General features: G+C 34.9%; 12 protein-coding genes. 9 read left to right on the forward strand and 3 right to left on the reverse strand.

What is annotated here, in order from left to right:
- Positions 1-690: 690 nt before the first annotated feature.
- The 3 genes from sdaAB to ACSG5Z_RS16165 all read left to right on the forward strand — a co-directional run bounded on the left by sdaAB (position 691) and on the right by ACSG5Z_RS16165 (position 3,915).
- Positions 691-1,389: an L-serine ammonia-lyase, iron-sulfur-dependent subunit beta gene (gene sdaAB, locus ACSG5Z_RS16155; protein ID WP_435711747.1), complete on the forward strand. Its 699-nt coding sequence runs from the start codon at positions 691-693 to the stop codon at positions 1,387-1,389.
- A gap of 22 nt (positions 1,390-1,411) precedes the next feature.
- Positions 1,412-2,290, forward strand: a complete 879-nt coding sequence (gene sdaAA, locus ACSG5Z_RS16160) for an L-serine ammonia-lyase, iron-sulfur-dependent, subunit alpha (protein WP_088063992.1) — start codon at positions 1,412-1,414, stop codon at positions 2,288-2,290.
- Positions 2,291-2,595: 305 nt separating this feature from the next.
- Complete coding sequence (locus ACSG5Z_RS16165) at positions 2,596-3,915, forward strand: aromatic amino acid transport family protein (protein WP_087984204.1); 1,320 nt, start codon at positions 2,596-2,598, stop codon at positions 3,913-3,915.
- 448 nt (positions 3,916-4,363) lie between these two features.
- Here the strand turns inward: ACSG5Z_RS16165 and ACSG5Z_RS16170 are convergent, their stop codons facing one another.
- Complete coding sequence (locus ACSG5Z_RS16170; RefSeq protein WP_137014224.1) at positions 4,364-5,677, reverse strand: condensation protein; 1,314 nt, start codon at positions 5,675-5,677, stop codon at positions 4,364-4,366.
- Positions 5,678-6,687: 1,010 nt separating this feature from the next.
- Between ACSG5Z_RS16170 and ACSG5Z_RS16175 the strand changes: the two genes are divergently transcribed.
- The 6 genes from ACSG5Z_RS16175 to ACSG5Z_RS16200 all read left to right on the forward strand — a co-directional run bounded on the left by ACSG5Z_RS16175 (position 6,688) and on the right by ACSG5Z_RS16200 (position 12,241).
- Positions 6,688-7,755, forward strand: a complete 1,068-nt coding sequence (locus ACSG5Z_RS16175) for a glycoside hydrolase family 113 (RefSeq protein ID WP_098148047.1) — start codon at positions 6,688-6,690, stop codon at positions 7,753-7,755.
- 89 nt (positions 7,756-7,844) lie between these two features.
- On the forward strand, positions 7,845-8,036 hold the full coding sequence (locus ACSG5Z_RS16180) for a DUF378 domain-containing protein (RefSeq protein WP_000670803.1): 192 nt from the start codon (positions 7,845-7,847) through the stop codon (positions 8,034-8,036).
- Between the two features lie 211 nt (positions 8,037-8,247).
- A complete protein-coding gene (gene serC, locus ACSG5Z_RS16185) occupies positions 8,248-9,330 on the forward strand; it encodes a 3-phosphoserine/phosphohydroxythreonine transaminase (RefSeq protein ID WP_087984264.1) in 1,083 nt (360 codons plus the stop codon).
- Between the two features lie 12 nt (positions 9,331-9,342).
- Positions 9,343-10,515: a 3-phosphoglycerate dehydrogenase family protein gene (locus tag ACSG5Z_RS16190; RefSeq protein WP_087984206.1), complete on the forward strand. Its 1,173-nt coding sequence runs from the start codon at positions 9,343-9,345 to the stop codon at positions 10,513-10,515.
- A gap of 15 nt (positions 10,516-10,530) precedes the next feature.
- Entirely contained in the window at positions 10,531-11,778 is a 1,248-nt protein-coding gene (locus ACSG5Z_RS16195; RefSeq protein ID WP_435711748.1) for a DUF1015 domain-containing protein, read from the forward strand.
- Between the two features lie 85 nt (positions 11,779-11,863).
- Positions 11,864-12,241, forward strand: coding sequence for a hotdog family protein (locus tag ACSG5Z_RS16200; protein ID WP_262749683.1), 378 nt, complete (start codon positions 11,864-11,866; stop codon positions 12,239-12,241).
- Between the two features lie 180 nt (positions 12,242-12,421).
- Here ACSG5Z_RS16200 and ACSG5Z_RS16205 read toward each other — a convergent pair whose 3' ends face one another.
- Together ACSG5Z_RS16205 and ACSG5Z_RS16210 are read right to left on the reverse strand one after the other, a co-directional pair.
- Positions 12,422-12,817, reverse strand: coding sequence for a DUF3224 domain-containing protein (locus ACSG5Z_RS16205; RefSeq protein ID WP_137014218.1), 396 nt, complete (start codon positions 12,815-12,817; stop codon positions 12,422-12,424).
- 75 nt (positions 12,818-12,892) lie between these two features.
- On the reverse strand, positions 12,893-13,924 hold the full coding sequence (locus tag ACSG5Z_RS16210) for a S66 family peptidase (RefSeq protein WP_435711749.1): 1,032 nt from the start codon (positions 13,922-13,924) through the stop codon (positions 12,893-12,895).
- Between the last annotated feature and the right edge of the window lie 399 nt (positions 13,925-14,323).

Raw genomic sequence — 14,323 nt, forward strand, 5'->3', positions numbered from 1 at the left:
GGGGATGGTGTAAATTGTTGGATATTACCAAAATATCACTTTAAGTTAAGATTATAAAAAAAGAAGTTCCTTTTTTCTGACAATGAATATTAATACAAAATTAATGATTAATATTCAAAAATGATTTTATAGTTCATTAATTTATTACTTGCTATCTATATTAATCATTTATTACAACAGCTTTCATGTCCAAAATTAAATGTTTCAACAAAGGATAATATAAGTATCATTATAATGATTTTCCAATATAATCAATGTGTTAATGAAAGGAACTCTGTGTTATTTTTGCTTTTCTACTAACTAATACAGCTTCAAACAAAGGACACAATTGCTACATGCTAAGTGTAATCTATTACCCATTCAAGATTCTGTTTATTCAATCTTTCTAAAAATAAAAAAATATTGTACTCATAAATATACAAGCTATAATGAGGGCGTCGAGAAAGAATTTATTACCTCTAGAGAAAGTATCAAACCTAGTTTTTTTGCAAAAATCCTAATGACATTGTAAGTAACCTTTTAAATTTGGACATACTCACATGATTACTCTAAGAAAGGTATGTGATCAAAAGGAAAAGTGTATTTGACACGAGAATGAAAGCGCATTCAATTAGATCTTGTTTTGAATCAGTCATTTTAATAACTTAGATTCAACTGTAATTAAAAATAATAAATTATGGGGGTGCTTATATGAACATGAATGTAGCATCTATTAAAGAAAAAAAGGTTGTTAAATACAAAAGTTGTTTTGATGTGATTGGGCCCATAATGATAGGTCCTTCAAGTTCACATACTGCAGGTGCTTTGGCTATTGGAACAGTAGCCAATAAATTATTTCAAGGTCTTCCAAAAAAAGTCGTGGTAAGGTATTATGAATCATTTGCTGAAACCCATAAAGGTCACGGAACTGATTTTGCAATTATTGCTGGGATATTAGGATTTGCTGCCGATGACAGCAAAGTGCCAGATGCTATTGAAATAGCAGAATCTAAAGGAATTGAAATTACCTTTATTGAAGAAGCAGGTGATAGTCCTGCTGGCCATCCAAATACGGCAGATGTATATTTAGAGGATGAAAATCGAAGTATTAGAACGATGGGGATTTCGGTTGGCGGTGGATTAATTGAAATCAAACATGTTGAAATCGACGGATTTAACTTAGACCTGCAGGAGCCATTGCCAGTCATTATTGCAATTTCCGAAAGAGCTGACTTTGAATTTGTCTTACGCAGGATCTTTAAACAATATGATGTGGAAATAAACAACTTTCATAGTTTAGAAGAAAACAGGAAATATTTATATGCATTCGCTTTGGATTCGCTATTGCCTGGTAATGTCCAGGAGGAATTAGGAAATTTAAGCAATATAGCTAAGCTCATTATTCTTTAGTTACATTAAGGAGTGAAAAAATATGTATATGGCCATAAAAGAAATTGTGGATGCAGCTAATAAAAGCCAAAAGACAATTTATGAATTAGCAATTGAACAGGAAATTGAACAAACTAAATCTACTTATGAAGAAGTTTGGAGTAAAATGGAACGAAATTTAGCGACTATGCAAAATGCTATAAATAAAAGTATCGAGGGCGACGGTGTATTTTCTCCAACTGGTTTAACCGGAGGTGATGCTGTTAAAATTAAAAACTATCGAGAAAATAGGAAAACCCTTTCTGGAGATTTGATGGTGTTAGGGATTCAAAGTGCTATCGGTGTTAATGAAGTAAATGCTGCATTAGGAGCTATTTGTGCAACTCCAACAGCAGGTGCGAGTGGGACGATTCCAGGAGTCCTTTTTAGTATTAAAGATACGTTGCAGTTAAGTCATGAAGATATGATTCATTTTCTATTTACTTCAGCGTTATTTGGAACGATAGTCGCAAACAACGCTTGTATTTCAGGAGCGTACGGAGGATGTCAAGCTGAAGTAGGCAGTGCCTCAGCGATGGCGGCTGCAGCTGCGGTTGAAGCTGCAGGTGGAACACCACAGCAATCTTCTGTAGCTTTTTCGATTGCATTACAAAATTTACTCGGTTTAGTTTGTGATCCGGTCGCTGGTTTAGTAGAAATTCCTTGTGTAAAGAGAAACGCCATTGGAACGGCAAATGCTTTAGCAGCAGCGGACATCGCATTAGCCGGCGTAAACAATATCATCAATGCTGACGAAGTCATTGAAGCGATGTATAGAGTTGGAAGACAGATGCCTCGCGAATTAAGAGAGACAGGTTTAGGTGGAATTGCAGCTACACCTACAGGGATTGCCATTAAAAATAAAATCTTTGGAGAGAAATAATCAAATCAATGAACAATTATCGGGTATATTGTGAAATAGTTAACAATCTATTCTCTATTGCTCGCCTAAGGATGTCTGTATATTGGGGGAATTACTAATAAAATATACCACTATATAATTGGGATATTTTATAATTTGTAACAACCCCGTCAGGTTGATGCTTCGCCAATTTTTTGATTTTGATTAACTTAGAAGAAGGATATACGATGTGGCGCACTTTGTAAGCAATTCATTTTTCAAGAACGGTCTATATTCCGATGCCTTAAATAGAGAAGTAAGAATAGAAAACTAGGAGGAATTATTATATGAATGGGAATACTGCAAAAAACATAGAATTTCAAGTTGATAATACTGCAGTAAAAAATGAGAAATATCTAGACTCTAAAAAGTGGCATAAACAGGATACTACCTGGGCATTGAGTCTATTTGGAACAGCAATTGGAGCAGGAGTACTCTTCTTACCTATTAATGCAGGTTCAGGTGGTTTATTATCATTGCTGCTAATTACCATACTTGCATATCCTGTTATGTATTACTCACATAGGGCGCTTGCTAAAATGATATACGCTTCTAATTCTGCTGATGAGGGGATTACAGGTACAATAAGAGAGTATTTCGGAAATAAGGCAAGTATAATTTTTAACATAGTATATTTCGTTTCAATTTATACGATCGTGCTGATGTATTCGGTTGCACTTACAAATACTGCAAGTAGTTTTATTGTGCATCAATTGCACATGCCGGAGCCTCCAAGGGCCATTTTATCACTTGTATTAGTACTCGGTCTTATCACTATACTAAATTTTGGTCAAGATATTACTGTAAAGATAATGAGCATGCTAGTATATCCTTTCATTGTTTCTCTACTTTTTATCGCAATATCTTTAATTCCACAGTGGAATACGTCAATGCTAAGTTTTTCAAGTGTTTCTACTGCTTCAACTGGAACAGGATATTTTGGAACAATATGGATGATACTACCAATCATAGTATTCTCGTTTAATCATTCTCCTATGATTTCGTCATTCGTTATGAAACAGAGAGCTACGTATGGAATAGATGCTACTGATGCCAAGTGTGCTCAAATACAAAAAGTTTGTTATATCATGACATTCGTTGTTGTTATGTTCTTTGTTTGGAGCAGTACTTTAAGTTTGACTCCAGATGATCTTAAGGTGGCAAAAGAACAGAACTTGTCAATCCTATCATATCTTGCTAATGAGCTTAATTCGCCAGTAATTACTATTGCGGCTCCTATCATTGCGTTTGTGGCTATTACAAAGTCTTTCCTTGGCCATTATATAGGAGCGTATGAGGTAATGCGTGACATGATTATTAAGTCCGGTAAAAAACGTGGGAAAGATTTAGGAGAGAAAACAGTTAAGACAATGATTCTTACTTTTGTCGTATTAACATGCTGGTATGTTGCTTATACAAATCCAAGTATTCTTGGAATTATTGATGCCCTTAGCGGTCCGTTAGTTGCTGCTATCTTATGTCTATTACCGATGTATGCAATCAATAAAGTACCAGTACTAGCTAAATACAAAGGGAAAATGAGTAATGTATTTGTAATTGTTATAGGAATACTTACTGTTCTAGCAAGTATTAAGTCATTATTCTAATTCTCTATTGTTCGTTCGGATGCAAAAATAGTAGGATATGAAAAGAGAATAAAAAACTTTTAGCGGAACTGAATTATATATTGTTAAACCATAGAGTTTATGGTTTTGGACAAACTATTCACCTTGGATAGTTTGTCCTTTTTTGATTATATGCATAACTTCTATTGCAGCATTTTTTTTAAGCTGTTTGTAATGATTTTAATCCAAGCATTTGAGGGCGCCTAACCATGTGCATCAAGCTAATATTTTAAAGTATCTCACATCTGTTTTCTTAGGTTAATGGGAATGGGCCGGTCCCCCATGTATGGCGAACAACTAAACTGGCTTCCTTATATCCTATGTCCGAAGCCAGTTCATCTCTCACATACTCACTTCGCGTTCCTTGAGGAAGGAATCTTCTTGGTTAGATTTATAAACTTAACTTATTGAGCTTAGGGTGATACTCCCGTTACAATTTTGATAGTTCATTGACCACACTTTCTAAAAATTGCTCTACCTTTTTTTTTGTAGTATCTGGCGAATGATAACCAATTGTAAATGTAAGTCTTCCATTATAAGAGCTTGCCCCCATTGTAAAGAATGGTGCATACATAATTGGTGATGTTATATACCCGTCCTGAGCTTGAACTTCACCAAACTTAATAGGTTCATCAGCTATCGATCCGAAATTAGTAAGTAACGGTAAAGCCATTCCCATTTGTAAAGCCCGTTCATATTGCTGTTTATACATTTCCTTAACTTCAGATAGCTTTTTACTTGCCAGTAACTCCATTCCTGCGGCTGAAGAAAGACCTGGATTTTGAGATTTTATTGTATCCATTGATTCTTTGACTCGAACTAGAGTTTGATTAAATGAGTCATCATTTTCCATTTTAATCACTGGCATTTCCATCCCGGATAAGTTGCAAATTGAACCAGTTGTATGATTAGGGAGATATCGGCGTAAATCAATTGTTAAACCAACCATTTTTTCTGCGGTACGAGGTTCTGCATACACAGCGAAATGTGATAAAGAGCGGAAGTATGCAGTCAGGATTGCATCATTTAAGGTAGCTTGTTGTGCCTTTGTCCATAGGGTTAAACGTAGAGTTTGCTCAAGGCTTAACCGTCGCACGGCTATTTTTGGATAAGCATTTTTGTTAGGTTGAGATGGAAAAGACCATAATGCTGCTTGTTGTTCTTGGCTGGGACGATACGCACTTTTTATGTCTGTTATTCCAGTATATTTGAATACAGGTGATTGATCGCGAAAACCCTCATTTTTTGCATTAAATCTCTTTATAATTTCATCCTTAGACTGTCCCAGAGAAAGGTGAGTATAAATTGCTCCCAGCAAATTAATATATTCCTTGACTCCAGCACCATCTGAACAAAGATGAGATAATTTAACAACTAATATATTTGTTGAAGTGCCTCGTAATAATTTTGTCTGAACCATAGGCCCTTGAATAGGATCTCCAGATTCCTTTATAAAATCTATTGCCATCACTTCAAGATTTTGATCATCTCCTTCTGCAAAAAAACAAATTGGTGAGTTAGTACTAGATGAATGTTCCTCCCAATAAGGCATATCACTTTCTACAAAACGGCTGTTTAAAACGGGCTGTAATTGTAACGTTATTCTTACTGATTGTTCAAGTACCTTTTTTGATATACCTATAGGAAAATAAAGAACGGCATTAATTTGTTGATTTGCGGAATAAAGACCAAGTATATAATTCATTCGATCTTGAGGTGTTACTGAATATTTCCTTTGTTCCATAATTTTCTCCCTCTTTTCAAGCTATTTTTGGTTACAATCTTGTTTTTCATAGGGTTGTAACTTTTTTAAAGGATCCATATTGTTTTATTTTCACTTTTTTAGTATTTCACTTATGAAAGTATGATTTCTGTATTGGTTCATGTTGTTATTGGTATTAATAATATTCATCAATTTTGTTTGGTTTTTGTATAAAAGTAGATAAATTTTATTTTCGTTTGATTATATATAAACATTTTACATAAATGTTTGTGTATAATCTACAAAAAATAATCGAGTCATTTTTATCTTTTTTCGACAGTATCTCCCATCTATTTACTAACGCTATCCCAACATCACACAAATTGAGTAGAAGGTCTTCTGACATAAAATATACACGTTGTAACTTCTAATCTTACAATATTGTAAGATTAGAAGTTAGATAGTTAGATAGAAGTCATTAACTTATGAAAAAATCACATCTATAATCCAGATATAAATCATTAATTAAAGGAGTATTCTAGTGAAAAAAATTATAAGTTATGTGGTGGTTATTGCTATTTTTATAGGAGTAGGATTAGGAGTAAAACGTTATGTGCAAGGTCCAGGATAACCAGTCGATGGGATTCTAGTTAGTGGTACTGCAGCTGATATAGAAAAAGTCAAACAAGAATTTAAAAATGATATTAAACAATCTAATGAAGTAAATATAAAAGTAATACAAACAAAAAGCGAATATAGATAAAAATTTTTTGATACATTTCTGAGTATAAAAATTTAATTATACGAAAAAGTAGATTCGGTTAGGGTATCAGAAAAAATTAAATAACTTCAATTGTAAAAAGATAAAAAAGGAGCGGAAATACGCTCTTTTTTTATTTACCTTACTATTTTTAGGAGGTTAGTATGAATAAGATATGGATAAAGGGTGAATAGCATTTTTATTGATGAAATTTCATTAAATATTCTTGTGGAATATATGTGAAACATTGTATAGAATAAGCAAGAATGCCAAAAATTATAGGAGGAAAGTTGTGAAGAAAAATAAGAGTTTAGTAAGTTTTTTAGGGGTGTTTATTATGTTGTTTTCTTTTTGTTTTCAAGGAAATGTACAGGCAGATGTAAATACTGTTCAATCTGGAAAAATCAAATCAGGAAATGTAACGGTATGGGAAGTTGGAAATGTGGCGAAAGTGTTAGCTGATGTAGAGCGTTTAAATTTAAATACAGTAAATGTACCAATTCAAGTAGATATTCCGAATGTAACTTCTACGAACATGGTAATTAATCAAGCGCAAAAGCAACAGGCTATTCTTTTAATTCAAGAATTATTAAAGCGTAATATTCAAGTTATTGTGGAACCGTTCCCATATATTCAGCAAGGAAATGTTGGGGAGACGGAATGGAATCCAAGTAATATTAATGATTTCTTTTGGAATTGGAAAACGGTTATTCTACAAGATATTTTTAATTCGATTACAAGTAAATACAATGTGTACGGGCTCAAGATTGCCTCTAATTTCGTGAATATGGAATATGCAGAAGGATATTGGAGCGATACGATTGATTTCGTCCGTCAGCAATATAAAGGAAATGTTTTGTATCAAATGAATTGGTGGTTAACAGCAAGCTTTGATCCATCTTATGAAGCGAAGTTTATAGAAAAAATAAATCGTCCATATTTAAAAAAGGTGGATATTGTTAGTATTGATAGTTGGTTTGAAGTTTCAGGAAAAAGAAATCCATCATACGAAGAAGTGAAGCAAAGTTTATTTGCCACAACAGTATATAATCGTGGGCAAAATGTTGTGCAGCAGTTAGAACAATTACATAATGCAACAGGAAAACCGGTTTATTTTGGTGGATTTAACGTTCCAGCACGTGAACTTGGACTACAAAATCCGTGGAATCCAGATGTATCTAATGTGTTTTCAAAGGACGTACAATTAAACGGGTGGCGTGCTTACCGAGATGTATTAGAACCAAAACCATATTTTAAAGGTTTTTCAATTTGGTTTATTGGCTCTCATAATAGTACGCATGCGTATCAAATACATAGTAAAGAAGCAGAGGCAGTTATTAACGGCTGGTACCGAAAATAATTTTTATTAAATAGGTAAGTTTTGAATTTTACCACATATATTTCTAGTGAAAGGCCTTTCACCATCTTATCACCTAGGGGGCAATCATAATGAAATTTTTGTCTTACCTTACAGTAATTTTGGTGATTCTTGGCGGTTTGAATTGGTTGTTTGTAGCGTTAGATTACAATGTAGTTGAGAAATGGTTTGGTTCTATGCCGGCGCTTGTGGACACTATTTATTGGCTCATTGGTCTTTCTGCTATTTATCAAATTTTTGATCGGTTCTTCACGGACAATTAGCAATTATACTTTATTACTAGAGTGTTAAGTACGATTATGTACTTAACACTTTTTTGTATGTTTATAAAAAAGTAGTTTGCACATGCAAGCGATTCCATTGCGTCTTACGCCGTAATAATAGAAAACAAATTGACCACGTATTATATTTTAGGTTATAATTCAGAAAGTTTAAAAATTAATAAAAATAAGAAATAGGGAGGTTATCAGGGTGATGGAGAGAGTATATAATTTTTCAGCTGGACCATCAATACTCCCTTTGCCAGTTTTAGAGAAAGTGCAAAAGGAGCTTGTAAATTATAACGGGACAGGCATGTCTATTATGGAAATGAGTCATCGATCTTCTTATTTTCAAAGTATTATAGATGAAGCAAGTAGCCTAATTCGTGAATTAATGAACATTCCTGATGAGTATGAAGTACTGTTTTTACAAGGCGGTGCGTCATTACAATTCTCTATGATACCGTTAAATGTAATGAATACGTACAAAAAAGCAGGGTACGTATTAACTGGCTCATGGTCTAAAAAGGCGATGCAAGAAGCTGAAAAAATAGGGGAAGTACAAGTGCTTGCTTCTTCTGAAAAAGAGAAGTTTACTACAATTCCTAAACTGGATGGTTTACCAAATGATGAAAAACTAGATTATGTACATATTACAACGAACAATACAATTGAGGGTACGAAATATGTGGACATTCCACGTTTAGATAGAGTACCGCTCGTTGCGGATATGTCCTCAAATATTTTATCAGAACAATATGATGTTACGAAGTTTGGTCTTATATATGCGGGAGCGCAAAAGAATTTAGGGCCAGCGGGCTTAACGATTGCAATTATAAAAAGAGATTTAATTGGGGGAGCAGATCGCTCTTGTCCTACGATGTTAAACTATGAAACTTACAGCAAAAATAACTCCTTATATAATACACCGCCATCCTTTAGTATTTACGTAACGAAACTTGTACTAGAGTGGTTGAAAGAGCAAGGCGGGGTATCTGCGATTGAAGAACAGAATAGAATGAAATCTTCACTTCTTTACAATTTCTTAGATGAATCAAAATTGTTTACTTCACCAGTTGATCCTACGTATCGATCACTTATGAACATTCCGTTTACAACACCGTCAGAAGAGCTGAACAATGAGTTTTTACAAAAAGCGAAAGAACGCGGCCTTGTTACGTTAAAAGGGCATCGCTCAGTCGGTGGTATGCGTGCAAGTATTTACAATGCGATGCCAGTACACGGTGTACAGCAATTAGTAAATTATATGAAGGAATTTGAGCTTGAGAATAGATAGGGAGATGGGGATATGTTTCGTGTTCAAACGTTAAATCAAATTGCGGAAAAGGGTTTGCAAGTACTTAGCGGAGAGCGTTATGAAGTAGGGGATAGAATGGACCACCCAGATGGTATTTTACTTCGTAGCTATTCTTTACACCAAGAAGAATTTTCAAAAGACTTAAAGGCGATTGCAAGAGCTGGTGCTGGTGTAAATAATATTCCTGTCGAGCGATGTACAGAAAAAGGGATTGTAGTATTTAATACACCAGGAGCGAATGCCAATGCAGTAAAGGAACTTATTATCGCCAGCCTTATTATGTCTTCACGTAACATTATTAACGGTGTAAGCTGGACGAAAAATTTAGAGGGTGAAGAAGTACCGCAGCTTGTTGAATCAGGAAAAAAACAATTCGTTGGATCAGAAATTGCAGGGAAACGTCTAGGTGTAATTGGCCTCGGCGCAATCGGTGCTTTAGTTGCGAACGATGCGTTAGCTTTAGGGATGGACGTTGTCGGATATGATCCTTACATTTCAGTTGAAACAGCATGGCGCCTTTCTACACATGTACAAAGAGCATTTAGTTTAGATGAAATTTTCGCAACATGTGATTATATTACACTTCATATTCCTCTTACGAATCAAACGAAGGGGATTATTGGTGAACACGCTGTAGAGAAGATGAAAAAAGGTATGCGTTTATTCAATTTCTCTAGAGGAGAACTTGTAGATGAAAATGTTCTTCAAAAAGCGTTAGAAGAAGATGTTATTACGCATTACGTAACAGACTTCCCGAATGAAAATGTGATAAAGATGAAAAATGTAACAGCGACGCCTCACCTTGGTGCATCTACATCTGAATCAGAAGAAAATTGTGCAATCATGGCAGCGCGCCAATTACGTGAATATTTAGAGACAGGAAATATTCGTAATTCAGTAAACTATCCAAACGTCGAACTCCCTTATATCGGAAAGAAACGTATTACAATCATGCATCAAAACGTTCCGAACATGGTAGGACAAATTACAGGATGTTTAGCAGAACATCATATTAATATTGCGGATATGATTAATCGTAGTAAACATTCTTGGGCGTATACAATGATTGATATTGATAACGGAATTGATGATATAATAAAAGAGAACATTGTGGAAAATATAAGCAAAATTACAGGTGTTGTAGCCGTTCGAATGATTGTGTAAAGGAGAGAGGAAAACTTGGCAAAAATCCGACCGTTTCGGGCCATTCGTCCAGTAGAAGAAAAAGCAGCGGAAGTTGCAGCTTTACCGTATGACGTATTAAATAGTAAAGAGGCAAGAGAGGTTGTAAAAGGGAATCCGTATTCTTTCTTACACGTTGATAAAGCAGAAATTGATTTAGACCCGGCACTTTCACCGTACGATGATCGTGTATATGAAAAAGCGGGTGAAAATTTAAATCGATTTATACGAGAAGAAGTATTCATACAAGATGAAGAGCCATCACTGTACATTTATGAACTGACGATGGAAGGAAGAACGCAGTCAGGTCTTGTCGTTTGTACATCTATTGATGAGTATGAAGATGATACAATTAAAAAACATGAAAGAACGCGTCACGAAAAAGAATTAGATCGTATTCGCCACGTAGATGTGTGTGATGCAAATACGGGGCCTATCTTTTTAACGTATCGTACAAAAGAAGATGTGAAACGTATCATTGCAAGCTGTAAAGAAGAGCATGCGCCAATCTATACATTTACAGCAGAAGATGGCGTGGAGCATGTTGCCTGGAAAATAGTTGATGAGGATGTAATTGCTACTTTAGTAAACGCATTTGAAGATATTTCTAATCTTTATATTGCAGATGGGCATCATCGCTCAGCATCAGCAGCAAAAGTAGGGCTCATGCGAAGAGAACAATATCCGAATTACACAGGAGAAGAAGAGTTTAATTTCTTCCTATCTGTATTATTCCCTCACGATGAATTATCCATTTGGGACTATAACCGAGTTGTAAAAGATTTAAACGGCTTATCAGAAGAACAGTTTTTAAAGCAAATTGCACAATACTTTTATGTAGAAGAAGCAGCTGTTTCTCCGTATAAACCAAATGAGCCAAAAACATTTGGTATGTATGTAAACGAGAAATGGTATAGACTCACAGTGAAAGAGGAAACGTTTGATGCGAATGATCTCGTTAAAGGTTTAGATGTATCTATTCTGCAAGATCATTTATTAAGCCAAGTACTTGAAATACACGACCCGCGATCTGATTCACGCATTGACTTTGTCGGAGGAATCCGCGGATTAGAAGAACTAGAACGCCTTGTAAATAGCGGTGAATATAAAGCAGCGTTTTCATTATATCCGACATCAATGGAAGCTTTATTATCAATCGCAGACGCTGGAGAAATTATGCCGCCGAAGTCAACGTGGTTTGAACCGAAACTGCGTAGTGGGTTGTTTATACATTCTTTAAAGTAAATATAGACTGCTTTAGATTGAAAAACCGAAATGATTATAGTTTCGGTTTTTCTTATTTATAAAGTGTTTTTGAGGAGGGGTATAGATGAAATTGCAAGTAGGCGAAAAAATCACCTTTGAACGAACTTTTACGAAAGAGGATGTTGTTTTATTTACAGAAGTATCGAAAGATGAAGGTATTCATCATGTTACGCCAGATGAGCAGGGGAGATTTGTAGTACAAGGCCTGTTAACATCAACGCTACCTACAAAAATTGGCGGTGATTATAACGTACTAGCTCGCAAGATGGATTTTGAATTTGTACGTCCTGTTTTTAGCGGTGATACGATTCGTTGCGACGTAACTATTGAAAAATTTGAGCTTGATGAAAAAAATCGTACAAAAATTATTGCGATGTTTATATGTAGGAATCAACTTGAAAAAGAAGTTATGAAGGGGAGTTTTTCTGGGATTATTCTTTAATTGGTAGGAGAAGTAATGAATAAGTGGGGGCCCATGCTTCTCAGGCTTCGAGTTTTCATTCCCCTCAGAGTGTATACTCTTTTCTTAACAATTAGAAAAGAGTTGAATAAGCTCTTCAACAAAAAGGACATTCCTAGTATTACAAGAAATGTCCTTTCCACTACATTATAGGATATTTTGCTAAATTTCAAACTCTAAAATCAGTTTACTGGTTTGACCTGTAAACTGATAATGATAGGACCCTCTCAGACTTTCTAAGTTACCGGTAGCTTTAATAATTGTTCCTGGAGAATCTAAATTTCCTTTATCAAATATTCCTTGCTCTATAGCTGTAAATGTTCCTTGTTGTCCCTTATAAATTCCTTCAAAGTGTAAAAATCCAGAAATTTTAGCAGTAGCCAAGTGACCATCATTTATATTTGAGTCTAAATAATATAATAAGTATTCAACAAAAGCTTTTCCTTTTAATTCCCCATCAATATCATATTCAACATGAGCAATATTAATAGGAAAATCTTTTTTAGTATCATCGATTGGTTTTTCATCCCATTTACTTACTGTAAATGTTACTTCCATACACGTAATCTCCCTCCAATTATATACTTTTAAAAAGTATCCATTCACATTCATATCTCATAGGAGTGATTTTATTCACTCCACGCCACTTTCTAAAATAGAGAAAGATCCATTTCCACAATCAATTTCTGCCATTGCGCCGTAAGGTAAAATAAACTTCGGTTCAGTATGGCCAAAATTTAAATTATAAAGAATCGGCAAATCTTCTAAGTTATGTTCTTTCATTACTTGCAGTATTTCGTGTTTATATTCTTCATAATACATTTCGTCTTTTGGTTTACCAAAAATGATACCTTTTGCTTTTTGCAGAATGCCTTGCGCTGCATAATTTCGTAACCAATACTTTATATAACTTGGTTCTGGATGGTCTTCAGAAGTTTCAAAGAAAAGGATACTATTTTCCCAATGTTTTTTCTCAGGCCAAAGTTCCGTTCCTTTTGCAAATTCCAATACTTCTATACAGCCACCAATCAAGCGTCCTTGTACGGTAGTAGAGCCTTGAAGTAGTTCATAGTCATTGTTTTGTTGCATCGTACGCCTTGTATCTTTGTTTACCTCTATCCATTCTAAACGCTCACTCGTCCATTTATGAGCTAGTTGAATCTCGCCAATCATTTCATTGGAAAAGAGAGTTCGATTTACCATTTCAACCGTATATGGATCCATCTCTACATTTTCAGCAAAGTCGGTCAAAATTGCTGGACCGTAAAAAGAGGAAAGACCTGCTTTATGGCAAAATAAATGTGAAATGGTAACGTCAGAGTATCCCATAAAAATTTTCGGATTTTCACGTATTACATTAAAATCTATATGAGGAAGTAAGCGAATGCTATCTTCACCGCCAATATTAGCAATAATTGCTTTCACGCGCGCATCTTTAAATGCTGTCATTAAATCTTCCGCACGAGCCTGTGGGTTGTTATAAATGAATTCGCTACCTTTTAAACTATTTGGCATTGGGATAACGGTAAGACCGAAAACTTCTTCTAATCTTTTAACTCCTTGTTCATAACGCCATCTTATTTCAGAATCACCTGCGCCTCCCCATGAAGGACTTACTGTTGCCACGATATCACCTGGCTGTAATCTGTTTGGTTTCTTTAACATGTTAACTCCGCTCCTACATAATGTAATGGACTACGATTATACAAACTATAGTATTGAAAAATATGATGCATGACATTACTTTCTTCATCATCAATCCGTTTACCTGCTGGTATTCAAGAATTCAGTCTTAGTGTTGAATATAGGAATAATCGATTTATATTTGAAAATTACAGTATGTAACATTGTATGAGAAAGATGGTTGATATTTTCTACAATCTGTAACTGTAATGATTATAAGTGGGCCGTATTCAATCCGAAAAATAAAATCATCATGAATGGAGAGGTTACAGCTTTTCCTGAACAAGAAAGCTATCGCCTTTAGGCACTTGAGATGTGGATCCGGAGTGTCACTAAAAATCGCAACGTTCGTGGTACTTTAAGTGTCTGAAGTATAGGGAG

Origin of the sequence: Bacillus pretiosus (assembly GCF_051294775.1) — a bacterium.
Classification (GTDB): Bacteria; Bacillota; Bacilli; order Bacillales; family Bacillaceae_G; genus Bacillus_A; species Bacillus_A wiedmannii.

Excerpts from the sequence above, each read along its gene's own strand:
- sdaAB (WP_435711747.1), top strand. The coding sequence starts at position 691 with ATGAACATGAATGTAGCATCTATTAAAGAAAAAAAGGTTGTTAAATAC.
- sdaAA (WP_088063992.1), top strand. The coding sequence starts at position 1,412 with ATGTATATGGCCATAAAAGAAATTGTGGATGCAGCTAATAAAAGCCAA.
- ACSG5Z_RS16165 (WP_087984204.1), top strand. The coding sequence starts at position 2,596 with ATGAATGGGAATACTGCAAAAAACATAGAATTTCAAGTTGATAATACT.
- ACSG5Z_RS16170 (WP_137014224.1), bottom strand. The coding sequence starts at position 5,677 with ATGGAACAAAGGAAATATTCAGTAACACCTCAAGATCGAATGAATTAT.
- ACSG5Z_RS16180 (WP_000670803.1), top strand. The coding sequence starts at position 7,845 with ATGAAATTTTTGTCTTACCTTACAGTAATTTTGGTGATTCTTGGCGGT.
- serC (WP_087984264.1), top strand. The coding sequence starts at position 8,248 with ATGGAGAGAGTATATAATTTTTCAGCTGGACCATCAATACTCCCTTTG.
- ACSG5Z_RS16190 (WP_087984206.1), top strand. The coding sequence starts at position 9,343 with ATGTTTCGTGTTCAAACGTTAAATCAAATTGCGGAAAAGGGTTTGCAA.
- ACSG5Z_RS16200 (WP_262749683.1), top strand. The coding sequence starts at position 11,864 with ATGAAATTGCAAGTAGGCGAAAAAATCACCTTTGAACGAACTTTTACG.
- ACSG5Z_RS16205 (WP_137014218.1), bottom strand. The coding sequence starts at position 12,817 with ATGGAAGTAACATTTACAGTAAGTAAATGGGATGAAAAACCAATCGAT.
- ACSG5Z_RS16210 (WP_435711749.1), bottom strand. The coding sequence starts at position 13,924 with ATGTTAAAGAAACCAAACAGATTACAGCCAGGTGATATCGTGGCAACA.